Origin of the sequence: Hymenobacter perfusus (assembly GCF_003944765.1) — a bacterium.
In the GTDB taxonomy this organism is placed as follows: Bacteria; Bacteroidota; Bacteroidia; order Cytophagales; family Hymenobacteraceae; genus Hymenobacter; species Hymenobacter perfusus.
In genome coordinates this window covers 66,909-90,708 of sequence record NZ_RWIU01000004.1, presented here as the reverse complement: position 1 = coordinate 90,708, position 23,800 = coordinate 66,909, and the positions used below count along the sequence as shown (strand labels likewise).

General features: G+C 59.6%; 20 protein-coding genes. 7 read left to right on the top strand and 13 right to left on the bottom strand.

From position 1 onward, the window contains the following. Positions 1 to 63 precede the first annotated feature (63 nt). Positions 64 to 306: a hypothetical protein gene (locus EI293_RS12735; RefSeq protein WP_125438333.1), complete on the top strand. Its 243-nt coding sequence runs from the start codon at positions 64 to 66 to the stop codon at positions 304 to 306. 67 nt (positions 307 to 373) lie between these two features. Here the strand turns inward: EI293_RS12735 and EI293_RS12730 are convergent, their stop codons facing one another. Continuing rightward, a complete protein-coding gene (locus EI293_RS12730) occupies positions 374 to 2,584 on the bottom strand; it encodes a S9 family peptidase (RefSeq protein ID WP_125438330.1) in 2,211 nt (736 codons plus the stop codon). 154 nt (positions 2,585 to 2,738) lie between these two features. On the opposite strand from EI293_RS12730, the gene EI293_RS12725 reads away from it, so the two are divergent. After that, complete coding sequence (locus EI293_RS12725; RefSeq protein ID WP_125438327.1) at positions 2,739 to 3,680, top strand: hypothetical protein; 942 nt, start codon at positions 2,739 to 2,741, stop codon at positions 3,678 to 3,680. A 77-nt stretch (positions 3,681 to 3,757) separates the two neighbouring features. On the opposite strand, the gene EI293_RS12720 is transcribed toward EI293_RS12725, so the two are convergent. Together EI293_RS12720 and EI293_RS22255 are read right to left on the bottom strand one after the other, a co-directional pair. Further along, entirely contained in the window at positions 3,758 to 5,242 is a 1,485-nt protein-coding gene (locus tag EI293_RS12720) for an OmpP1/FadL family transporter (protein ID WP_125438324.1), read from the bottom strand. A gap of 89 nt (positions 5,243 to 5,331) precedes the next feature. Beyond that, on the bottom strand, positions 5,332 to 6,684 hold the full coding sequence (locus EI293_RS22255) for a hypothetical protein (protein ID WP_211339584.1): 1,353 nt from the start codon (positions 6,682 to 6,684) through the stop codon (positions 5,332 to 5,334). 188 nt (positions 6,685 to 6,872) lie between these two features. Here EI293_RS22255 and proS point away from each other — a divergent pair, with 188 nt between their 5' ends. Then, complete coding sequence (gene proS / locus EI293_RS12710; protein WP_125438321.1) at positions 6,873 to 8,348, top strand: proline--tRNA ligase; 1,476 nt, start codon at positions 6,873 to 6,875, stop codon at positions 8,346 to 8,348. A gap of 199 nt (positions 8,349 to 8,547) precedes the next feature. Here proS and EI293_RS12705 read toward each other — a convergent pair whose 3' ends face one another. The 3 genes from EI293_RS12705 to EI293_RS12695 form a co-directional block, all read right to left on the bottom strand. Further along, positions 8,548 to 8,994: a GreA/GreB family elongation factor gene (locus EI293_RS12705; RefSeq protein ID WP_246010628.1), complete on the bottom strand. Its 447-nt coding sequence runs from the start codon at positions 8,992 to 8,994 to the stop codon at positions 8,548 to 8,550. 168 nt (positions 8,995 to 9,162) lie between these two features. Continuing rightward, positions 9,163 to 9,714 carry a DinB family protein gene (locus tag EI293_RS12700; protein WP_125438318.1) on the bottom strand — a complete coding sequence of 184 codons (552 nt, stop codon included), beginning with the start codon at positions 9,712 to 9,714 and terminating at the stop codon, positions 9,163 to 9,165. Positions 9,715 to 9,799: 85 nt separating this feature from the next. Further along, positions 9,800 to 10,381, bottom strand: a complete 582-nt coding sequence (locus EI293_RS12695) for a Crp/Fnr family transcriptional regulator (RefSeq protein WP_170170362.1) — start codon at positions 10,379 to 10,381, stop codon at positions 9,800 to 9,802. Positions 10,382 to 10,478: 97 nt separating this feature from the next. Between EI293_RS12695 and EI293_RS12690 the strand changes: the two genes are divergently transcribed. Together EI293_RS12690 and floA are read left to right on the top strand one after the other, a co-directional pair. Next, entirely contained in the window at positions 10,479 to 10,949 is a 471-nt protein-coding gene (locus EI293_RS12690) for an NfeD family protein (protein ID WP_125438313.1), read from the top strand. A gap of 119 nt (positions 10,950 to 11,068) precedes the next feature. After that, positions 11,069 to 12,070 (top strand): flotillin-like protein FloA, encoded by a 1,002-nt coding sequence (floA, locus tag EI293_RS12685; RefSeq protein ID WP_125438310.1) that lies wholly within the window; start codon positions 11,069 to 11,071, stop codon positions 12,068 to 12,070. A 171-nt stretch (positions 12,071 to 12,241) separates the two neighbouring features. Here the strand turns inward: floA and EI293_RS12680 are convergent, their stop codons facing one another. Next, a complete protein-coding gene (locus EI293_RS12680; protein WP_125438308.1) occupies positions 12,242 to 14,287 on the bottom strand; it encodes an OmpA family protein in 2,046 nt (681 codons plus the stop codon). Positions 14,288 to 14,705: 418 nt separating this feature from the next. Between EI293_RS12680 and EI293_RS12675 the strand changes: the two genes are divergently transcribed. Then, complete coding sequence (locus EI293_RS12675; RefSeq protein ID WP_125438306.1) at positions 14,706 to 15,683, top strand: isopenicillin N synthase family dioxygenase; 978 nt, start codon at positions 14,706 to 14,708, stop codon at positions 15,681 to 15,683. A gap of 168 nt (positions 15,684 to 15,851) precedes the next feature. Further along, positions 15,852 to 17,084 (top strand): chromate efflux transporter, encoded by a 1,233-nt coding sequence (gene chrA / locus EI293_RS12670; protein WP_125438303.1) that lies wholly within the window; start codon positions 15,852 to 15,854, stop codon positions 17,082 to 17,084. A gap of 211 nt (positions 17,085 to 17,295) precedes the next feature. Here the strand turns inward: chrA and rfbA are convergent, their stop codons facing one another. The 6 genes from rfbA to EI293_RS12640 form a co-directional block, all read right to left on the bottom strand. Continuing rightward, entirely contained in the window at positions 17,296 to 18,168 is an 873-nt protein-coding gene (gene rfbA / locus EI293_RS12665) for a glucose-1-phosphate thymidylyltransferase RfbA (RefSeq protein WP_125438300.1), read from the bottom strand. Between the two features lie 147 nt (positions 18,169 to 18,315). Next, positions 18,316 to 19,323, bottom strand: coding sequence for an SDR family oxidoreductase (locus EI293_RS12660; protein ID WP_125438297.1), 1,008 nt, complete (start codon positions 19,321 to 19,323; stop codon positions 18,316 to 18,318). Positions 19,324 to 19,448: 125 nt separating this feature from the next. Then, entirely contained in the window at positions 19,449 to 20,501 is a 1,053-nt protein-coding gene (gene rfbB, locus EI293_RS12655) for a dTDP-glucose 4,6-dehydratase (protein ID WP_125438294.1), read from the bottom strand. A gap of 90 nt (positions 20,502 to 20,591) precedes the next feature. Next, positions 20,592 to 21,617 carry a UDP-glucose 4-epimerase GalE gene (gene galE / locus EI293_RS12650; RefSeq protein ID WP_125438290.1) on the bottom strand — a complete coding sequence of 342 codons (1,026 nt, stop codon included), beginning with the start codon at positions 21,615 to 21,617 and terminating at the stop codon, positions 20,592 to 20,594. Between the two features lie 142 nt (positions 21,618 to 21,759). After that, positions 21,760 to 23,058: a nucleotide sugar dehydrogenase gene (locus EI293_RS12645; protein WP_125438287.1), complete on the bottom strand. Its 1,299-nt coding sequence runs from the start codon at positions 23,056 to 23,058 to the stop codon at positions 21,760 to 21,762. A 68-nt stretch (positions 23,059 to 23,126) separates the two neighbouring features. Further along, positions 23,127 to 23,723, bottom strand: a complete 597-nt coding sequence (locus tag EI293_RS12640) for an acyltransferase (RefSeq protein WP_125438284.1) — start codon at positions 23,721 to 23,723, stop codon at positions 23,127 to 23,129. Positions 23,724 to 23,800: the final 77 nt, after the last annotated feature.

The window sequence follows — 23,800 nt, the reverse complement described above, 5'->3', positions numbered from 1 at the left end:
TATATAAGCCAATTTATTTAGCTTTACACCCTGTTCTCGCTCCCTCATTTCTGCTTTGCCGCTATGAAAAACACGCTGGAGTATATGGTGTGCTGCCGCCTCACGCTGGCGCAGCTGGAATGTGGGCAGGTGGTTGGCACTTCGCAGCATAAGCAGCAGGTACGCAGCACCACGGCCGAGCTAAGTGAGTTGTTTGCCGACCTCTACGAGCAATTCCGCAGCCCGCAGTTGCTCGGCCTGCAAATCACCTCCATCAGCCCCCAGCCGGCTCCCGAGTTTGCCGGCCACGCGGAACTACTGCAATAGTTCGCCGCAGAAACAAAAAAGCCCCTCATCAGAGGGGCTTTTTTTATGGTGTGTACTTCGCCTCAGGTTACAGATTCTTGAGCACGAAATCCGTCATCTGGCGGTAGAGGTGCAGGCGGGTGTTGCCGCCGTAGATGCCATGGTTACGGTTGGGGTAATACAGCGTCTGGTAGTCCTTATTGGCCTTAATCATGGCATCCACGAAGGAGACGGAGTTCTGGAAATGCACGTTGTCGTCGCCGGTGCCGTGGACCAGCAGAAGTTTGCCCTTGAGCTTATCGGCATGCTGCACGGGGGAGTTGTCGTCGTAGCCCTGGGGGTTTTCCTGGGGCGTTTTCAGGAACCGCTCGGTGTACACGGTGTCGTAGTAGCGCCAGTTAGTGACGGGGGCCACGGCAATGCCCATCTTGAACAGGTCGGCGTTTTTGGTGAGGGCCAGGGTGGTCATGTAGCCGCCGAAGCTCCAGCCCCAGATGCCGATGCGGCTTTTATCCACGTAAGGCAGCGTGGCCAGGTACTTGGCGCCTTCGCCCTGGTCGATGGTTTCCAGCTTGCCCAGGTTGGCGTAGGTGACCTTCTTGAAGGCCGCGCCCCGGGCCCCGGTGCCGCGCCCGTCCACAATCACCACGAGGTAGCCGTTTTCCGCCAGCATCTGGTGCCAGAGGTAGTTAGTGCCGCCCCAGGAGTCGGCGTTGGTCTGGGAGCCGGGGCCGCCGTACACATGCATCAGCACGGGGTGTTTTTTGGTGGCATCGAAGCCCACGGGCTTCAGCATCTGGCCGTTCAGCTCCACGCCTTCACTGGTTTTGAAGGTGAAGAACTCGGGCGTGGCCAGGTTATACTGCCCGAGCTTCTCGCGCAGTTTGGCGTTGTCTTCCAGCACTTTCACCAGCTTGCCATCCTGCCCGCTGCGCAGGCTGACCACGGCCGGCACGCCGGCTTCGGAGTGGTAGTTGAGGTAATAGCGGGTGTCGGGGCTGAGGTTTACGGCGTCGGTGCCGCGGCCGGCTTCGCTCAGGCGGGTTTTGCCCTTGCCCTTCAGGTCGATGCGGTAGAGGTGGCGCTCAAGGGCCGAGCCTTCGGTGCTGGTGAAGTACACCAGACCTTTCTTCTCATCGAAGCCGTTGATTTCGGTGATTTCCCAGTTGCCCTTCGTCACCTGACGTACCTGTTTGCCCTTCATATCATACAGGTAGAGATGGCGGTAGCCGTCCTTCTCGCTGCTGAACAGAAACTCCTTGCCGCCGGCCAGGTAGCGCACATCATCGGTGATGTCTACGTAGGCTTTATCAGTGTCGGTGAGCACCACGCGGCTTTGGCCGGTTTTGGCGTTGGCGTGCAGGATTTCCAGCTTGTTCTGGAGGCGGTTCAGACGCTGGATGCTGAGCAGGTCGGCCGTCTGGGTCCAGAGGATGCGCGGGAGGTACTGGTCGGTTTCAGTGCCCACGTCCATTTTGGCCGTTTTGCCGGCGGCCACGTCGTAGGCTGAGATGCTGACGACGGAGTTTTTCTCGCCGGCCTTGGGGTATTTGTAGCGGTAGTCTTTGGGGTAGAGCGGACCCCACTCCTGCATGTTATACTCGGGCACCTGGCTTTCATCGAAGGTGTAGTAGGCCACGTAGCGCGAGTCAGGCGACCATTGGAAGCCCTGGGCGAAGGAGAACTCCTCCTCGTACACCCAGTCGGTGCCGCCGTTGATGATCTTATTGATGGCCCCGTCCGTTGTCACGGCGGTTTCCCGCATGGTGGCCAGGTCGGTTACGTACAGGTTGTTGTCGCGCACGAAGGCCACGCGCTTGCCGTCGGGCGAGAAGGTGGCGTAAAGCTGCTTGCCGCCGGCACTCAGGGGCGTGAGCTTCTTGCTGGCCCGGTCGTACACGAAGAAGAATGACTTGCTGCTGCGGCGGTAAATGGCCTCGGTATCGGTGCTGAACAGGATGTTGGTTTCGTCGGCGTTGAAGCTGTAGCCATCTACCTGAAGCGGCTGCGTCTGGCCGGGCAGCGTCAGGTCCTGGGCCGCCACCAGGGTTTGCACGGGCTGGCCGGTGGTCACGTCGTTCTGCACCAAGTCACCCTTGCTCAAGGAGGAGTAGAAGCGGCCATCCTTCATCCAGTTAAAGCCGGGCACCGAGCGGGCCGAGAACGTGCCTTTCTGCCAGATGTCTTCGAGGGTGATATTCTGCTTTTGCTGGGCGAAGGCAGCCGGGGCAGAACCGGGCAACAGGGCGGGGCTGGCGGTGGTCAGAAACAGGGCCAAGCCCAAAGAACGTAAACGCATGCGGGGAGAAAATGAAATGTCGGCGGGAATCCGGCGTTAAGGTAGGGAATGCCCCCCGCAAGGTTGCACCAAGGCCGGCCGTATGCCAGTCCGGGCAGCCAGTCCGGGCATGGGGCTGTTGCCCGTCTTAATCCATCCGTATCTTTACCCTGCTATGCGTTTTCGTCCTGCTTCCCTCCTGCTGTTTTCCCTTTTCCTGACCGCCTGCGAACCGTCGTTGCAGTCGGGGCCGCGCGTGGAGTTCGTGGGCAGCTCCCGCTTCAACCCCTCCGACCGCCGCCTGACCACGGCCGGCGACACTATTGCGGTGAAAGTATATGCCGAAGCGGAAAACGACGAGGCTCCGCTAAACCACCTGGTTATCCGGGTCCGGTATACGCCCCGGGCCCGCCCTATCATCTACCCCGCCCTTTACAAGGAGGACGATTCGCTGGCCTTCGAACTGGTGTACCTGGATACGCTGCTGGCCGAAACCGGTCAGTTTGCTTTTCAGAGCGTACAGCCGGCCCGCACTACGGCCGGAAAGGAAACGTGGCAGTACGAATTCACGGATACAAAAGGCAACCGGGGTGTGCGCAGCTTTTTTCTGCGCCTGGGCCGCACCGACTCGGCGGCGGCCTTTCATTCCTACACGGTTCCGTTGCAGGCCCCGCTTACCGGCGCGGCGGGCATCAGCCGGCGCACATTTCTGGCTTTGCGGGAAGGCCTTACGCTGCCCAGCTTTTCGCTGCGACGCATTCCCGAAAACCAGCGGATGACAGATCTGGTCTACGTGCCCGGCACGACTACCGCCGCGCCCGGCCTGGCCACCACCACCGATGCGGCCCTCAAGTTGCCCTGGGCCGGCCGCGCCACCCAGATTCGGAGCACCACCTTAACCGCCAACGACTTCACCAACGCGACTACTGCGGCCCAGTTCACCACCCTGTTCAACCAGAGCACAGCGTTTACCACGGCTACCCGCACCGGCCCCCTGACCAAAGGCCAGATTCTGGCTTTCAGGACCCCTGAGAACAAGGATGGCCTCATCCTGGTCAGTGACATCATCACCACTGGCATCCGTACGCTGGTGCTGCAGGTGCGCGTGGCTAAGTAGCATACCATTTCTCAAAGCAAAATGGCCGGCCCCGATACTATCAGGGCCGGCCATTCTGCGTTAAGTGACGGAGTTAGCTAGAACATAAAGCCCGCCGTGAGCGTCACGGTAAACTGGTTGCTATCCACCGTAACGGTTGGAGTTTCGCCAACTGTCGGGCTAATGGAATACGGGCTGTACAGGCGGGTGCCGGTGCTGTACACGCCCGCGCCGTCCAGGAAGAAGTTGTTCTGCCGAAGGCCCAAGCCACCGCTGTAATAAGAGCGGCTCCGGTCCACATCCTGCACTTTGTATGGGTCGCCGTAGTGGGCGTACCCCGCCCGAATGCGGAACATATCCAGCCGGGCCTCGGCTCCGGCCCGCAGGTTCACGGTGCTGCCGTAGAGGTTGTTGATGGCGTCATTATCGGAGCCGAAATCCGCATTGTTGTTGTAGCGGCTCACGCGGGCCTGCGCATAGTTCACGTACTCGGCGTCGCCGCTCAGGAAACCGAACTTACCAAGCACCACGGCCACCCCGCCCGTTGCCCGGAACGGCGTGGTCACGGCGTAGTCGAACACATTCGGGTCCAGTGCCGAGCTGGCTGACATATAGGTCTGCCCGTCCACCGTCACGGCTTTATCGAAGCGGGCATCCAGCGACGTATCGTAGGTTTCCGTGAACCGGAAGTAAGTGGGCGTCTGTACGGAAGCGCCGAGGCGCACCGCCTCCACGGGCTTGTAAATCACGCCTAGCCGGGCATTCACCCCGCCGCCCGTGGTCCGCAGATTGTCGCGCAGCGTCAGGGAGGCGAAAGACTTCCCATCATCCCGGACCGAGGTAGGAGCCTGCGGATCGGTGGCTGTCAGCACGTTTTCAGAGGTGTACCGACTCGAAATCAGCCCGATACCGGCCCCGATATACACCTTATCCTGATAGTTGGCCCCGTAGGCGAGGTCGAACTGGGTGTTGGCCCCCGTCTGCCGCACGGTTTCGCCTTGGTTCAGCGGCCCGGTCCGGTCGAAATCAATGGGAATATACGTGCCCTGAGCATCCGTATCGGTGAGGTACGTGTTGTAGGCCAGATCATCCAGGGCCGCCTTCTGATCATCATTGAATCGCCGGAAAATATCCTGGTTTTGCGACGGCGTACCGTTGTAGCGGAAGTTCTGGTTGAAGCTGGCCGTGCGGGTGAGGCCAAACGCCAAGGCACTGGAGCGCCAGGGGTTGGTATCGTCGTCGGTGCGGCGATTGGCAAACACGAGGCCCATGCTGGCTACGTTGAGGTTGCTGCGCGAGTCACTGGAAGTGGTGTTGAAGGCCCGGCCATCGGAATTAATCGACGACAGCCCCGGCGAGAAGGTAAACTCCGAGCGTTGGAACATACCCAAACCGGCCGGGTTCACCGCCACCGAGCCATAGTCGCCGCCCACTGCCGCCGTGGCCCCCCCAATACCGAGGGTGCGGGCCGTGCCGACTGGTTGCAGTTGGGAATTGCGCAGGGCATCTGCGTTGTATTGGGCAAAGGCGTGGCTGGCCGAGCCCAGCAGGGCCACGGCAAAGCCATATTTCAGCGTTTTCATGGAAGGAAGGGAAGGGTCCCGGCCCCTCATTCGGTGGCCGGGAATAGAACTGATAGCAAAAGGCAGGGTACCTGACAGAAAGCGAAACGCTAGTCACGCCGCCGGCCGCCGCCCGAGTTGCCGCCACCAGAGTTGCCACCGCCGGAGTTGGAATTGCTGCGGGAAGGCTCGGAATAGGAACGCGAGGGCTCATATGAACGGGTAGGCCGCTCATAGGTACGCGTCGGCTGCTCGTAGGTGCGGGTAGGTTCAGCAGCAGGAGCGGGCGTATATACCCGTTGCCGACGTGGCTGCTCCGCCACCCGCGGCTGGGAAGTCTGCTGGTCGCCGCCAGTGGCAGGAGTCCCCCCGGTGTAATCAGTCCGGCGGCGCCGGATGGGTTCGGCCACGGTACCGGCAGGCTGCCCGTTGGGCGAAGCAACGCCACCGTTGGTGGTGTTGTCGAGCACCCGCCAGCGTCGGCCACCTTCCGGAGACGTCGTGCCGGTAGGGTCAGCTGGGTTCCGGCTCAGGCGGGAGCGGTCCAGCGAAACGGAAGGGGCCACTTCCGCGGCTCCGGCAGCCGTGGATGTTTCCTGTCCGCGGCGGCGGCTGCCCATGTTAGGCTGCGCTACGGCACCGTTGGTGCCTACGCCACCCGTGTTCGGGTCAGCAAAGCCTCCTTCCTGGATGCGCCGACGACCATTGGTCACGCCCCCCGTGCCGTTTGGGGCAGCCACTCCCGGACTATCGTTGGTGCGGCCCCGGCGTGGGCCGTAGGTAGTTGTGCGGCCGGGCCGGTCGTATACCGTGCCCCAGCCGCTGTTGCCGCCGTAGTAGCCGCCACCACCACCATAATAGCCGAGGCCATAGCCACCACCATAATAGCCCGGATAGCCGCCGTAGCCACCCCAGCCGAACCGGTCGTAGGGGTTGTAGCCGTAGCCATAGCCGCCCCAGGGCCGTCCCCAGCCCCAGGGCCGGCCAAACCCGATGCTGATGTTCACGCCACCATAGCCCCAGGGGCTGAAGAACGGGTCGTAAGCACCGTAACCGCCATAACCACCCCAGGCCGAGTAAGGCGAGTAGCCGAACGCCGACCCACCGTACCAGAAGGGGTCAGTATAGGCGAAATCGTAGTAGCCCATGCCAATACCCCGGTACGGGCTGTGGAAGCGCCGCAAACGGGAGGCATAGTAATAGTCATCATCGTAATATTCTGCCTCCTCGGTGGCGGTGGCCCCGGCTACGTAGTCGGGGTTGGCCACGTCGCCGGAGCTGGCGGCCGGGGCATCTTCCTGGTACTGCGTGGCAGCTACCGGGGCGGGAGCCGTCACGCGGTCCGCCGCCGACGAGTAATACATCCCGTCGTTTTCGGTGGTGGATAAGGTGGATGTTGTTGCACAGCCTCCCAGCGTAAGCAGGGCCAGAGCGGGCAATAAGGGGGGAAGGATCTTTTTCATGGCTGCTTACGCGTAAAGTTGGATCAGGAAGACGGAGAACGAAGGTGAACCGGAGCGGCGCAGGCCGTTGGGCCTCAGTTCCTCCGGATTTAATAACGTAATTTGGCACCGAAACGGTGCCTTTTTTCTACGTCAAATCTTGTACCAGAAACAGGAACTTTTTCACTTCTTCTACACTACTCCAAGACATGAGCAAAAGTTTGCCCAAACGCACCGAAGATTATTCATTGTGGTACAATGAGTTGGTGAAGCGCGCCGGCCTGGCCGAAAACTCCTCGGTGCGGGGCTGCATGGTGATTAAGCCCTACGGCTACGCCATCTGGGAGAAAATGCAGCGCACCCTGGATGATATGTTCAAGCGCACGGGCCACCAGAACGCCTACTTCCCGCTATTTGTCCCCAAAAGCCTGTTCGAGGCCGAGGAAAAAAACGCTGAGGGTTTCGCCAAGGAATGCGCCGTGGTTACCCACTACCGCCTCCAGAACGACCCCGACAAGCCCGGCAAGTTGCGCGTGGACCCCAACGCCAAGCTGGAAGAGGAGCTGATTGTGCGCCCCACTTCGGAAGCCATCATCTGGAGCACCTACAAAGGCTGGATTCAGAGCTACCGCGACCTGCCACTGCTCATCAACCAGTGGGCCAACGTGGTGCGCTGGGAAATGCGCACCCGCCTGTTTCTGCGCACCGCCGAGTTCCTGTGGCAGGAAGGCCACACGGCCCACGCCACCGCCGAAGAAGCCCTGGCCGAAACCCGCCAGATGCTGGACGTATACGCCCAGTTTGCTGAAGAATGGCTGGCGCTGCCCGTGGTGAAAGGCGTAAAAACCGAAAACGAGCGGTTTGCCGGGGCCGTGGAAACCTATTGTATTGAGGGTTTGATGCAGGACGGCAAGGCGTTGCAGGCCGGTACCTCCCACTTTTTGGGCCAGAACTTCGCCAAGGCCTTCGATGTGCAGTTTGCCAATAAGGCCGGTGGCCTGGAGTACGTGTGGGGCACCAGCTGGGGCGTGAGCACCCGCCTGATGGGTGCCCTCGTAATGGCGCACTCCGACGATGAGGGCCTGGTATTGCCGCCCAAACTGGCCCCTATCCAGGTGGTCATCATCCCGATTTACAAAACCGGCCAGCTCGACGAGCTGCTGGAACGCATCCGGCCGATGCAGATGGGCCTGATTGAGCGGGGTATTTCGGTGAAGATTGACGACCGGGACACCGAGCGGCCCGGCTTCAAGTTTGCTGAGTGGGAACTGAAGGGTGTGCCCGTGCGCATTGCCGTGGGCATGCGCGACCTGGACGCCGGCACTCTGGAAGTAGCCCGCCGCGACACCAAGGAGAAGCTCACTTTGCCGCTGGCCGACATCGTGAACAGCATAGACCAACTGCTGCAGGACATCCAGAAGAACATCTATCAGCGGGCCCTGCACTTCCGCGAGGAGCGCACCACCCGCGTAGAAACCTACGAGGAGTTCAAGCAGGTCCTCGACGGCAAAGGCGGCTTCGTGGTGGCCCACTACGATGGCACCTCCGAAACGGAGGAGCGCATCAAGGACGAAACCAAAGCCACCATCCGCTGCCTAGCCCTGGCCGAACAGGAGGAGGAGGGCATCTGCATCGTCACCGGCCGGCCCAGCACGCGCCGCGCCCACTTCGCCCGGGCCTACTAACTGAAGAATTCAGCCGGATTTTCCGGATTGCACAGATTTCTTTGCCTGCATTCAGGCCGAAATCCGAAATAAGTAAAAACGGGAGCTGCCAGTGGGCGGCTCCCGTTTTTTAGTTGGGGGCTACGCTGGAGCTGGGCTCGTAGGTGATGCTGACAACATCCACTTCCTCGGGTTTGGGGCCCAGGTACAGCGTGAGGCGCTAGCCCAGCTTGGCACCTTGCACGACGCGGGCAATAGGCGCTACAAAGGCTACTTTACCATCGGCAACCGAGGCTTCATCTACCCCCACGATAGTGAACTGCCGCGTCGGGCCTTTGCCGCCAACGGGCTGCAGCGCTACCGTGGCACCCAAGCGCACCTCCCGCGCAGGTTGGCTGCGCGGATCAACCAGCCGGGCCGTGTTGAGGCGGGCCTGCAACTGCCCCAACTGGCCGCTGAGCAGCGTGAGCAGGCGGGTACGGTCAGCTTCGTTTTCACGGTTGGCTTCGGCAGCAGAACGGGACGCTTCCAGCTCGGTGAGTTCCTGCCGGAGCTGCTCTAGGCCTACAGGCGTGACGTAGTTGGGCGTACCCGGTAGCAGCGCGGCCCGGGGTGGGATGATGGGGGCTTCGAGGGAATCGTCTTCCTTGGTAAATGCACGGCTCATAAAGTACCAGCTAACGAGCCCCAGCTGTGCCGGGTTATCAGTTAAGCCGCGTTGCAGCCAGTACGTCGTTTTAGCTTCACTACCCACACCGATTAGTGCAGCAGCCGGACTGCAGCCAGTTGATGCATTGGTGCAGGAACTACCAGTTTTATTTGCTACTCGGTGAAATCATTTTCCAGCACCAGCCAAGGCGCGCTGCCCCTGAGCCACATGGCGCCGAACATGTGCCACCAGGAACAGTAAAGCCTCTCCCGTGCGCAGCCTCAATAGCCTAAAAAACTCCACCGATACGGTTTTTCGGTTCAGGTCAGTAGCATAGGCCGCATCCAGCAACCGAAGCAACTGCTCGGTTTGCCCGATAAACTCCGACAGCACGGTGTCTTTACACAGCTGGCTGCTGGCTGGGTTCATCCGGGCTAACGTGGTGTGTCGGCGCTGATTATCCGGGTTTACCAGTTCGCACGACTTCCGCCCTAGCCAACTAAAGCCTACGGCCACGTGCGGTAGTCGGGCCGGGTGCCGGACGGCGGCTGCCAGCTCAGGCAGGTAGTAGCGGCTGTAGCGGTTCAAATGCTCCAAACACTCCAAGGCGCTCCAGCTACCGGGGGCAGGCTGCTGGTTTAACGCCGCCGGAGAACAAGGCAGATACTCCTGCTTCACGAGGCGCAACACCTCCTGGGTTTGCACTTGCAGCTGACGAAGAAAGACGGTCGGGGTCATAGCAACTAAACGGAGAGATACATGCCCGCAAAATTCCGGTCCCGGGCATCACGCTACCTTGATTCAACGCAAGAATTCCGGTTGCTTAGCGAAGCCGGCTCAACGTTTCGGGCGTCATGCGCAGGTAAGAGGCTATGTACTTCCGCGGCACATACTGCAGAATATGCGGGCTTCGAGTCCTCAGACGCTGATACCGTTGCGCCGGATCGGGCAGTAGCAAATCAATTTCCCGCTCAATACGACCCAGCAGATTCCGCTCCAGCTCGGTACGCCAGAACCTGGTAAAGGCTGCGTTTTCATCCACGAAACGCATGAAATCTGTACGGTGAATTCCAAGCAACTCGGTACGGCGCAAGGCCTGAATGGCGTACGCGGATGGCTGCTGATTGATGAATGAGGGGAATGAGCAGATCAGCGTCTGGTCATAGGCAAAGCCCACGCATATCTCCTCGCTTTCGGTAGGATAATACACCCGCAGCAACCCTTTGTGCACGAAATATAAGGTGTACTCTACTTGTCCCGCCTGCATCAGGAAATCAGTGCGCCGCAAAGCAGGCACGGGTTTCCAGCAAGCTGTAAATGCCGACGCTTCAGCCGGTAACAACCCCGGAATGCTACTGACGAATGCGGTCAGCTGCGCGTAGGCTGGTGAAATGAAATCGGCCACGGACTGAAAGGAGAAACGAATACCGGTAGCAAGGTAAAAAACACTGGCAAGGTGCCGGGTTTGCGTATCTTTTCCGCCACCAACCTTTCTTACTCCTATGGACTGGCTTACGATTGCCTTGCTACTGTTCTTCGGGCTGGCCTTTCTGGCGGCCGAAGTCATCTTCATTCCTGGCACCACGGTAGTGGGCTTGGTGGGCTTTGGGCTGCTGGCGGCCGGCATCTGGTTTGGCTACCGCGACCTGGGCAGCTCCACCGGGCACGTGCTGCTGGTAAGTTCCCTGGCAGTCACCGGGCTGCTGGTGTATCTGGGGCTGCGGCCCAAAAACCTCAACCGCGTAGCCCTCACGCAGGTCAACCACGCCCGCGTGCACGATGTGCGCCACCCCGACGTACCGCCCGGCACCACCGGCCGCGCCCTCTCGGCCCTGCGCCCGGCCGGCACCGTGCTATTCCAGGACGACCGGCGCGAAGTCACGACCCGCGGCGAATTCGTCTCGGCCGGGGCCGAGGTACGCGTGCTCAGCATCGAGCAGAACCGCATTGTAGTGGAACAGATACCTGGGTGAATGGATGGATGGCTGCAGAAGGCAGTTGTAACTTCTTCCCATCCAACGCTCCCAAATTCAACAGTCCAGCATTCTAACCCTTCAGCACTCCATCAGTCCAACCTTTCACCCATTCACTTATGGATTTCCCCTTGTTTCCGCTCATTGTGGGCGGCATTGTGTTGCTGGTCTTTCTCTACTTCTTCCCCATCAGCCTCTGGATTACGGCGCTGTTTTCGGGGGTGAAGGTGAGCCTGTTCCAGCTGGCGTTCATGCGGGTGCGCAAGGTGCCGCCTTCCCTGATTGTGAACTCGCTCATCACCAGCACCAAGGCCGGGCTGGAGCTGACCGCCAACGACCTGGAAACCCATTACCTGGCGGGCGGCAACATTCCCAGCGTCATCAAAGCCCTGATTTCGGCCGATAAGGCCAACATTCCGCTCACGTTCAAGCAGGCCACCGCCATCGACCTGGCCGGACGCGACGTGTTCGAAGCCGTGACGACCAGCGTAAACCCCAAGGTGATTAACACGCCCAATGTGGCCGCCGTGGCGCAGGATGGCATTCAGCTCATTGCCAAGGCCCGCATTACGGTGCGCGCCAACATCACGCAGCTGGTGGGCGGAGCCGGCGAGGAAACCATTCTGGCCCGCGTGGGCGAGGGTATCGTGACCAGCATCGGTTCGTCCCGCTCGCATAAGGAAGTCCTCGAAAACCCCGATAAGATTTCCAAGCTGGTCCTCAGCAAGGGCCTCGACGCCGGTACTGCCTTCGAAATCCTCTCCATTGATATTGCCGATATCGACATTGGAGAAAACATCGGGGCCAAGCTGCAAATCGACCAGGCCACTGCCGACCTCAAGGTGGCCGAAGCCAAAGCCGAGGAGCGCCGCGCCATGGCCGTGGCCGTGGAGCAGGAAAACCGCGCCAAAACTCAGGAAGCCAAAGCCCAAGTAGTACAGGCCGAAGCCGAAATTCCCAAAGCCATTGCCGATGCTTTCCGCTCCGGCAACCTCGGCGTGATGGACTACTACAAAATGCGCAACGTGCAGGCCGACACCGACATGCGCGACTCCATCGCCAACCCTGGCGGCCAGAACAGCAGCGTCAAGCCCGGCCGCGACGAAGGCCGGATGAGTTAACCCGCCGTCATTGCGAGGACGAAAGACGAAGCAATCCTTCCTTTCCTGAGCGCAAAACTCAGACCTATTCAAAAGCCCCTGACGCCAGTACGGACGTCAGGGGCTTTTCTGGTTTTCAGGACTTTGTGCTCGAAAAAGGAAGGATTGCTTCGTCCTCGTAATGACAGGGCGCTACTTCTTCGTGATGCGGAACTCTACGCGGCGGTTAAGCTTGCGGGTTTCTTCCTGTTCGTTGCTGGCAATGGGCTTGCTGCCGCCGTACCCCTCCGTGGTAATGCGGGTACCGGCAATACCCTTCTGCACCAGATACTTTTTCACCTCATTCACCCGGTCCAGGCTCAGCTTCACGTTCAGGGCCGGGTCGCCCTGGTTATCGGTGTGGCCTTCCAGCTTGATTTCCACCTGCGGATAATCCTTCAGGATGCGCACTAAGCGCAGCAGCTCCGGGTAGGAGTTTTCGCGCAGGTAGTACTTACTCTGGGCGAAGAAGATGTTGTTGAGCTTGATACTCTGGCCCACCGCAAACGGCACCAGATACAAATCCTGGTTGATTTCCGAGTACTTCTGGCGGTCCGTCACGTCCAGGTTGTCCGATTCAGCCAGGTAGTCCTTGGCCTCAGCGCGGTAGCCGTAATGCGCGCCGGAAGGCAGCACGATGGTATAGGAGCCATCAATCGGGCTGGTTTCGGCCACGCCTATTTCTTCACCGGTCAGCAGGTTTTCGTAGCGGATAGTGGCGGCCACGGGCTTCTTGCTGGAGGCATCCAGCACTTTGCCGCGTACCAGCGTCACAATTTCGGGCCGGAACGTGGGCTTCAGGCTGATACGGAAAATATCTTTCGAGCCACCCGTGCCATTACGGTCCGAAACCAGGTAGGCATCCTCCCCCGCCGCCGAAACAGTGTAGTAGGCATCAAAGTCGGGTGAGTTGACGCTGGGTCCCAGGTTGCGCGGCTTGCTCCAGTTCACCCAGCTGTCATCGAGCCGCTTGCTGTAAAACAGGTCGCTTTTGCCGTAACCGCCGTGCCCTTCGGAGGCGAAGTACAGCGTCTTGCCATCGGAGGCCAGGAAGGGGGCAAACTCGGGTTTTTTGGTGTTAATGGTGGTGCCTAGGTTGCGGGGCTTGCTCCAGGTTTTGCCGTCGGCCTTCATGAAGCTCACGTACAGATCCTGCTCCCCCTGCCCGTCTTTGCGGTCTACGGCCATCAGCATCACCTTCCCCGAGGTAGCCAGGAAGAAGTCAACGTTTTCGGCGTCGTCGTTGTAGTAATCCTCAATTTCCACCTTCTCCGGCTTGGTCCAGCCGGTAGCCGTGCGGCGCGTGAGGCTCGGGCCCTTCGGTACGATGGAGCCATCCGGCTCGTACACCCCAATCACCAGCAGCTGCTGGCCATTGGCCGACACGGAAGCTACCCCATTCGGGTCGCGGGGCGTATTGATGGGGCTACCGATATTCTTGGCTTGGTTCCAGACTTTCTTTTCCGCGTTGCCCAACGAGCTGAGCCAGACGTCCTGCGCGTCCTTGGCACCCCCCACGTTCTGGGGACTTTCCTGGCGGGCAAAGAACAGCGTACGGCCATCGGGCGAAATAACCGGGTGCGTATCCACGTACTTGGAGTTGACGTTGGGCCCCAGGTTCACCATGGCGGAATCGAAGCTCACCCCGCTCTGCTCGTTCTTGAATTCCTTCTTTACCATGGCCTCAGCTACGTCGGCCACCCCGATGGCGTCAATCTGGTTGACCCCGTTGACAGCCTTGGTGTTCATCGTGACGACTACCCCAATGGTGCGGTAAGTGCCCGGCGAAAACGTAATCTGCAGCGTCCGAAACTGCTCCGGAATAGGGCCGGGGCTGTCATTGGTGTATACTTCGTGCTTGGTGCCCCGAGTATCTACCAGTTCTATTTTGATGACGGAACCCGGGTTGAAATTTTCCACGACGGTAACCTGCCGTGCCACTACCGACTTGCCAAACCGGATTTCAATAAACTCGTTGTTGCCTTCCTTCTTCGGAATCCAGGCTTCGTTATTAGCCTGGCCCAGCGGAGTAGCGTTGGGCTCGCCCAGTACCTTTTCGGGCGAGAACGGCTCCTTGCCCTCGGCCTTCTGTGAGGATACCGCCACCACTTTACTCGCCCACACGGCATGCTGCGCCTGCGCCAGCCTGCTCCCCCCCACAATCAACCCCAGCGACAACAGTATTTTTGTAACATTCATACAATCAAAGTCAAGTCGGACGCCTTTGGGAGAACAGTAGAAGCTAAACCACACGGTCAGAACTCTGAAGACGTCCTAACGTGGTTGTAAGTTTCGCTGTTCCCCGAAAGACAGCCCCCAGGCACGCCCGGCAGGCCCGTACTACGGAATTTTGTGGCGTAAAAAGAAACAAGGTACACTATATGACAGTGCCCGGCCGACCAATTACTGGGAGCAATTCGCCCAGTAAGGGAATCCTATCGACGGGAAACAATCCTATTTCAGGTGCAAGGGTCACAGACGCAGCTTGACCGGAGAAAGTTGCACTCCGCACTTTCCGGGCCAGCTGCGTATACGGGCAGGATATCCGGCAATACGGCCTTTTGTCGTACCTTGCGGAGTACCCAGAGTCCCCCCTTAAGTACCTCATTTTTTCATCATGGAAGAAAAGCTGCTGGACGAAATTCCGTCCCTCGATTTGGCTGATTTCCGTTCCGGCGACCCGGAGCGCAAAGCCCGCTTTGTTCAACAACTCGGCGAAGCCTACCAGAATATCGGTTTCGTGGCCCTCAAAAATCACGGCCTCACCGATGAGCAGACTCAGGCCCTGTACGCTGATGTGAAGTCGTTCTTCTCGCTGCCCGACGACGTGAAGCAGCAGTACGAGAAGCCCGAATTAGCCGGTCAGCGCGGCTATGTAAGCAAAGGGAAGGAACACGCCAAGGGCCGCAACACCGGCGACCTGAAGGAGTTCTACCACGTAGGCCAGGAAGTAGAAGACGCCACTGACCCCATCGGCAAGGAGTATCCCGACAACATCTGGCCCAGCGAAGTGGAAGGCTTCCATAAAAGCACCTTCACGACCTACCGCACGCTGGAAGCAGCCGGCAAGGACGTATTGCGCGCCATTGCCCTGTACCTGAAACTGCCGGAAACCTACTTCGATGACAAGGTGCGCAACGGCAATAGCATTTTGCGCCCCATCCACTACTTCCCCATCGAAGACCCGGATGCGGTACCAGCCGACGCCGTTCGGGCCGCCGAGCACGGCGACATCAACCTCATCACGCTGCTGATGGGCGCCTCGGCCGACGGCCTGCAGGTGAAGCGCCGCGACGACCAGTGGATTCCGATTACGGCTCTGCCCGACCAGATTGTGGTGAACGTGGGCGACATGCTCCAGCGCCTGACCAACGGCGTGCTCAAGAGCACCATTCACCGCGTGGTGAACCCCGCCCGCGAGAAGATGAACTCTTCGCGCTTCTCGGTGCCGTTTTTCATGCACCCGCGCTCCGAAATGAGCCTGGCCGCCCTGGACAGCTGCGTAACCCCCGAAAACCCCAAGAAGGAAGCCGACATTACGGCCGGTGAATTCCTGAATGAGCGCCTGATTGAACTAGGTCTCAAGAAGAAGTAGCCTGACTTCAGTGCTTTTAAAAAGCGTCCGTCTTCCCGGGAAGACGGACGCTTTTTTGTGCGCTTTTTGCTGCAGGAAAGCCACCGACCACGGCATAACCCGAGTTGATAAGCGAGCAACTCGTTATCTTGTCCGGCACTCTCTCCTGCCTTTTCTCTAGTTGCACCCGTGGTTTCGCCGCAAGACGATATTCAGCTGGCTCCCCCGCCCCGCCCCGCCAAACAGGTGAAGCGGGGCCGCAACCTCATTTTCCTGAAGGATGTGGCGGCCCTGGGCCTGAGCGCCTTTGGGGGCCCGCAGGCGCACTTGGCCATGATGCTGCGGCTGCTGGTAGATAAGCGCCGCTACCTCACGGCCGCCGAGCTACTGGAACTGACGGCGCTATGCCAAATTCTACCCGGCCCCACTTCCACTCAGACCATTACGGCCATCGGCTTCCGGCTGGGCGGGCCCAACTTGGCCTACCTCACCCTGCTGGTCTGGATGATGCCGGCCGTGTGCATCATGACCTGCGCCGGCCTCACCATCAGCTACTTGGATAAGGAGCAGGTAGCCCGACTGGTGCAGTACGTGCAGCCGGTGGCGGTAGGCTTCGTGGCGTATTCTGCCTATAAGATTGCCGAGAAGGTCATCCATACCAAAACCTCTGTGGCCCTGATGGTGGTGGCCGCCATGCTGGTCTACCGGTTTCAGGTGCCCTGGCTCATGCCCATTCTACTGCTGGCGGGTGGCCTCATCACCACGTTCCGCTACCGCAAAATGCCCCAGGAAACCAAGCTGCCGCTGCGCATCGAGTGGCCGAACTTTCTGCTGTGGCTGGGCATCTTTATCGGGGCCGCCGTGCTGGGGCAGTACACGCAGTGGCTGCCAGTGCGCCTGTTCGAGAATTTCTACCGCAACGGGAGCCTCGTGTTCGGGGGCGGGCAGGTGTTGGCCCCGCTGTTCTATACTGAGTTCGTGGAGTTTAAGCATTACCTCTCGCCCGAGGAATTCCTTTCGGGCCTGGGGATGGTGCAGGCCCTGCCGGGTCCGAACTTCTCGTTTGCCTCCTACATCGGGGCGCTGGCTATGCGCCGGGAGGGCAGCGGCCTCGACGGGCAGCTGCTGGGGGCTTTGGTGGGCGCGGTTGGTATTTTTATGCCAGGCACGCTGCTTATTTTCTTCCTGATCCGGTTCTGGGATCAGCTGAAGCGGTACCGAGTGATAAAGGCCTCATTAGAGGGCATCAATGCCGTATCGGCTGGACTAGTGTGCGCGGCCACGTTTCTGCTCTACCATCCGCTGCCCGACCGGCCCATCAATCTGGTGTTGATTGCCGCCACCTTCCTGCTGCTGCTCTGGGAAAAGGTGCCATCCTACCTTATCGTGGGCGCGGCGTTGGTAGCAGGGCTGGTATTTTAGACTTGGCTGCTATTACGAGCAAAGTGAAGCAATCTGTCCTTTACAGGGTTCTGATTTCTGACCTACGCAAAAGCCCCTGACGCCAGCACGGACGTCAGGGGCTTTCTGCAATTCAAGGCTTTGTGCTGCGAGCAGGAAGGATTAGCTACGCTGTCCTTCGGGTGCTTCGACACTGGCTTGATGCGGCACATGCTCGCAATGACACGCAGGGTTACATCAGCAACTGCTCGGGCAGGCGCATGAGGTAGTCGCCGTAGCCACTTTTGCGCAGGGGCTCGGCAATTTTGCGCAGCTGGTCGGCGTCGATGAAGCCTTGGCGGTAAGCCACTTCCTCAATCGAGCCCACCTTCAGGCCCTGGCGCTGCTCCAGCACGCGCACAAATTCGCCGGCCTGCATCAGGCTTTCGAAGGTACCCGTATCGAGCCACGCGGTGCCGCGGCCCAGGATGCCTACTTTCAGCTTCCCGCGGCGCAGGTACTCCTGGTTCACGTCCGTGATTTCGTACTCGCCACGGGGGCTGGGCTTCAGGTCCTTGGCAATCTGCACCACGTCGTTGTCGTAGAAGTACAGGCCGGGCACGGCGTAGTTGCTCTTGGGCTGGGCCGGCTTCTCCTCAATGCTGAGGGCCTTATTGTTGGCATCGAACTCTACCACGCCATAACGCTCCGGGTCATGCACGTGGTAGGCATACACCACGCCACCGTCGGGGTTGCTGTTGCTCTTGAGCAGCTCTTCCATGCCTTCGCCGTGGAATATATTGTCGCCGAGCACCAGGGCCACCTTATCGTCGCCGATGAAGTCAGCGCCCAGCACGAAAGCCTGCGCCAGACCGTTGGGCACTTCCTGCACGATGTACTCGAAGCGGCAGCCCAGGCTGGCGCCGTCGCCGAGCAGCTTCTTGAACTGAGCCTGGTCGTGGGGCGTGGTGATGATGAGGATTTCCCGGATGCCGGCCATCATCAGGATGGACAGTGGGTAGTACACCATCGGCTTGTCGTACACCGGCATCATCTGCTTGGATACGGCCAGGGTAAGGGGATGCAACCGGGTGCCGGAGCCGCCGGCGAGAATGATGCCTTTCATATGTATGGTCTTGAGGGCTTGGAGACTTAGGAATTTGGATAAAAGAACGTCATGCTGAGCTTGCCGAAGCATCTCTACCGCTTCGCTTGAATACGGCTCAAACGTCAGCAGTAGAGATGCTTCGGCAAGTTCAGCATGACATAAGGACTAATTCCGCTCAGCAATAAACTCCTGGTTTTCCTTGAACCAGCTCAGCGTTTTCTGCAAACCTTCCTGAATGCGGATCTGGGGCTGGTAGCCGAGCAGGTTGTTGGCCTTGCTGATGTCGGCCAAGGAGTCGCGGATGTCGCCGGCGCGGTCGGGGCCGTACTCGGGCGTGATGTCGGAGCCGGCTTCTTCCTTGAGAATGTTGAACAGGTCGTTGAGCGAGGTGCGGTCGGCTACGGCCACGTTGTACACCTGGTTCACGGCCTCGGGATTCTGCACCAATGCCGCCTTGATGTTGGCCTGCACGCAGTTTTCCACGAAGGTGAAGTCGCGGGTCTGGCCGCCGTCGCCGTTCATTTTGGGCGGACGGCCTTCGAGCACGGCATCAATGAACAGCGGAATCACGGCCGCGTAGGCCCCGTTGGGGTCCTGGCGCGGGCCGAAGATGTTGAAGTACCGCAGGCCGATGATTTCCATGCCGTAGGTCTTGCCGAACACGTCGGCGTAGAGCTCGTTGGCGTACTTGGTCACGGCGTAGGGCGAGAGGGGCTTCCCGATGCGGTCCTCCACTTTCGGCAGCGCTTTATGGTCGCCATAAGTGGAGCTGGAGGCCGCGTACACGAAGCGCTTCACGCCCGCTTCCTTGGCCCCCACCAGCATGTTCACGAAGCCGCCCACGTTCACGTCGTTGCTCGTGATGGGGTCGTTGATGGAGCGCGGCACGGAGCCCAGGGCCGCCTGGTGCAGCACCACGTCCACGCCCTGGCAAGCGTCGATGCAGGTATGCCGGTCGCGGATGTCGCCCTCAATGACGCGCAAAGCCGGATTGCTTTCGAACAGCGCCACATTTTTGCGGAAGCCGTTGGAGAAGTTGTCCAGCACGCGCACCTCTTTGGCGCCGTACTTGAGCAGATATTCCACCAGATTCGAGCCGATGAAGCCGGCCCCGCCGGTAACGAGGAAGCTCAGGTTATCGAGCGGCTGGTCGTGAAAAGGAGTGTTGTACATTTCTTGGGGATAATCAGCACGTCATGCTGAGCTTGTCGAAGCATCTCTACCGCTTCGCTTGAATACGGCTCAAACGTCAGCAGTAGAGATGCTTCGGCAAGCTCAGCATGACGTTCCTTCTGGGCCTAGCGGTTGTACTGCTTCTGGTAGTAATCCTGGTAAGCGCCGCTGGTGACATTGTTCAGCCACTGCTCGTTTTCCAGGTACCAATCTACGGTCTGGCTCAGACCCTGCTCGAAGGTAACGGAGGGTTTCCAGCCCAGCTCGTTCATGATTTTGCTTGAGTCGATGGCATAGCGCAGGTCGTGGCCGGCGCGGTCCGTCACAAACTTGATGAGCTTGCGCGAGGTGCCTTTCTCTTTGCCGGTTTTCTCATCCAGCGTGTCGCAGAGCAGGTGAATCAACTCCAGGTTGGCCCACTCGTTTACGCCGCCGATGTTGTAGGTTTCGCCCACGATGCCCTTATGGAACACGGCATCAATGGCGGTGGCGTGGTCCTTCACGAACAGCCAATCGCGCACGTTTTCGCCCTTGCCGTACACCGGAATGGCCTCGCCGTGCTGAATGCGGTGGATGGCCAGCGGAATCAGCTTCTCGGGGAAGTGGTTGGGGCCGTAGTTGTTGGAGCAGTTGCTCAGCTTCACCGGCATGTGGTAGGTGTGGTGCCAGGCCCGCACAAAGTGGTCCGACGACGCCTTGCTAGCCGAGTAGGGCGAGCGGGGGTCGTAGCTGGTTTCTTCCGTGAACATGTCGGGGCCGAAGTCCAAAGAGCCGTACACCTCGTCGGTGCTCACGTGGTAGAACACCTTGCCGTCGTAGTTGAGCGGCTTCCACAGGTTTTTGGCGGCGTTCAGCAGGTGCACCGTGCCCAGCACGTTGGTCTTCACGAAGGCCAGCGGGTCGGTGATGCTGCGGTCCACGTGGCTTTCGGCGGCCAAGTGAATCACGGCGTCGGGCTCCTCGGTGGCAAACAACTGGTCCACGAAAGCCTGGTCGGTGATGTCACCTTTCACCAGGCGGTAGTTGGGCGCGTTTTCAATGTCGCGCAGGTTTTCGAGGTTGCCGGCGTAGGTCAGGGCATCCAGGTTCAGAATCTGATACTCCGGATACTTGGTCACGAACAGGCGCACCACGTGCGACCCAATGAAGCCGGCCCCGCCGGTGATGATGATTTTCATCTTTATTGAATTGTTGGATTGTTTAATGGTCAAATGGCTGGCCGTTCAACGACTGTAGCAGAAAGGCCAACCATTTAACAATTCAGCCATTTAGCCTTTCAGGGCCAGCTGCCACTTCCAGGAACTGGCCAGGGCTTCTTCCAGGGAAGCCGAAGTCCGGAAGCCCAGGGTTTCCACCGATTTGGTGACGTCGGCGTAGATGGCCGGCACGTCGCCGGGGCGGGCCGGGCCGATTTTGTAGTTCAGCTGCTGGCCAGTGGCGCGCTCAAAGGCCTGCACTACTTCCAGCACCGAGTTGCCGCGGCCGGTGCCCACGTTGAAGGTTTCCACCGTCTCGCCTTTCTGGTCGAGTAAGCGCTGCACGGCTACCACGTGCGCCTTGGCCAAATCCACCACGTGCACGTAGTCGCGGATGTTGGTGCCGTCGGGCGTGTCGTAAGTGTTGCCGTTGATGGTCAGTTGCTCGCGCATGCCGGCGGCCGTCTGGGTCACGTACGGAATCAGGTTCTGGGGCACGCCCAGCGGCAGCTCCCCGATTTTGGCCGAGGCGTGGGCCCCAATCGGATTGAAGTAGCGCAGCAGGATGGTACGCAGCGTGTTATCGGGCGCGTTGGCCACGTCGCGCAGGATGTCTTCGCACATCTGCTTGGTAGCACCGTAGGGCGAGTTGGCCTTTTTGGTGGGCGTCTGCTCAGTCACGGGCAGCGCGTCGGGCACGCCGTACACGGTACACGACGACGAAAACACCAGGGCCTCCACGCCAAACTCTCGCATCACCTGCAGCAAAGTCAGCAACGAGCCCACGTTATTCTGGTAGTACTCCAGTGGCTTCTGCATCGACTCGCCCACGGCTTTAGAGGCCGCGAAGTGAATCACCCCATGCAGGCTGCCTTCCTCGGCAAATACGGCCCGCAACGCCTCGGCGTCGTTGCAGTCGATGCGGTGCAGCGGCACTTTCACGCCCAGAATTTCTTCTATGCCGCGTAAGGCCGACTCCCGCGAGTTGCTGAAGTTGTCAATGATAACCGGCTGAAAACCGGCTTCATACAGCTCCACCACCGCGTGCGAGCCAATGTAGCCCGCGCCTCCCGTTACCAGTATTTTCGTGCGTTCCATAGCAGTTCGTTGTGTGTCATGCTGAGCGAAGCCGAAGCATCTCTACCGCTTCGTTGTGGTAGTAATTAATTACCCTCTGTAGAGATGCTTCGACTGCGGCTGCGCCTTCGCTCAGCATGACGTTCTTATTTCACTCAAACCCTTACAGGCTCCAGTACTGCATGTCCTGCACCTTGCCGCGGAACAGGCCTTTCAGATCCACCAGCACCGCGTTGTCGCTGGTGATGGACTGGAAGTAAGCTTCGTCGTGCTGGGTGTAGGGCTGGTGGCTGACGGCCACGATAACTGCGTCGTAGTCGGTGCGGACGTCAGCGGCGGGCGTCAGGCGGAAGCCGTACTCATGATGCAACTCTTCGCTGTCAGCGTGCGGGTCTACGATGTCCACGTTCACCGAGAAGTTCTTCAACTCCTGAATCACGTCGGCTACCTTGGAGTTGCGGATGTCCTCCACGTTTTCCTTGAAGGTCGCGCCCATCACCAGCACGCGGCTCTTGGCCACGTCCTTGCCTTTCTTGATCATCATCTGCACAGTCTTCCGTGCGATGTAGGCGCCCATGTTGTCGTTGGTGGTCCGGCCGCTCAGAATCACCTTGGCGTCGTAGCCCAGCTCCTTAGCCTTGTAGGTCAGGTAGTACGGGTCCACGCCGATGCAGTGGCCGCCTACCAGACCGGGCGAGAACTTCAGGAAGTTCCACTTGGTGCCAGCGGCTTCCAGCACCTCGTAGGTGTTGATGTTCATGCGGTCGAAAATCATCGACAGCTCGTTCATCAGCGCAATGTTCACGTCGCGCTGAGTGTTTTCGATGATCTTGGCGGCCTCGGCTACCTTGATGCTGCTGGCGCGGTGCACGCCGGCCGTTACCACCAGTTCGTAGGTCTTGGCAATTTCCTCTAACGACTCGTCGTCACAGCCCGCTACCACCTTCACGATGCTGGCCAGGGTGTGCTCCTTATCGCCGGGGTTGATGCGCTCGGGCGAGTAGCCCACTTTGAAGTCGCCGTTGGCGAAGCTCAGGCCGGAGTGCTTTTCCATCACCGGAATGCAGTCTTCTTCAGTGCAGCCAGGGTACACGGTGCTCTCGAATACCACGTAGTCGCCCTTCTTCAGCACCTTGCCTACCGACGAGGAAGCGCCAATCAGCGGCTTCAGATCGGGCTGGGCGTGCTCATCAATGGGCGTAGGCACGGCCACGATGTAGAACGTGGCTTCGCGCAGCACATCCAGCGAATCGGTGAACGTAATATCGCAGCCTTCGAAGTCCTTGGCTTCCAACTCGCCGCTAGGGTCGATGTGGTTGCGCATCATCTCTACGCGCTTGGCGTTGATGTCGAAACCAATCACCTGGATTTTACGGGCGAATTCGAGGGCAATAGGCAGGCCTACGTAACCGAGGCCGATAACGGCCAGTTTGGCCTGTTTCTGGAGAAGTTGCTCGTACACGATAAAGGTGACTGAGTGATGGAGTGACTGAGTGAAAAGCTAGTAGCTGACGGGCGGGCGCTCCGGCGTTAGCCGGGGCTGATACGGAAAACCCGGTCGTCGGTTAGCTGATAGGATTCGTTACTTTCGGAACAGGTGGCACGACCTTCCGCATTGAAATGCAACTTCTGGCCATGCGTGCTCATCCAGCCGTGCTGCCGGGCCGGGTTGCCATATACCAGCGCATACGCTGGCACATCATGCGTCACTACTGAGCCGGCCCCCACGAAGGCATATTCGCCCAACGTTGTGCCGCACACAATGGTGCTATTGGCTCCGATGCTCACGCCCTGCGCCAGCTGGGTAGGCAGATAGTGACCGTCGCCACGCCGGGGCACGGCGGCCCGGGGGTTCAACACGTTGGTAAACACCACCGAAGGCCCCAGAAATACGTCATCGGCGCAGTGTACGCCGCTGTAGAGGCTCACGTTGTTCTGCACCTTCACGTTGCGGCCCAGCGTCACGCCGTCGGCCACAAACACGTTCTGGCCCAGACTGCACTGCTCCCCCAGCACCGCCCCGCCGCTGACGTGGCAGAAGTGCCAGATGCGGCACCCGGCCCCGATGCGGCAGCCCGCGTCAAGGACGGCGGTAGGGTGCGCATAATAGCCGGGGGCGTCGGACATGCCGGAAGGGTTGATGAACAGATTTTCAGCCCGCAAAGGTAAGGGTTTTAGTAGTCTGTTAAGAATTCCTTGCCCCG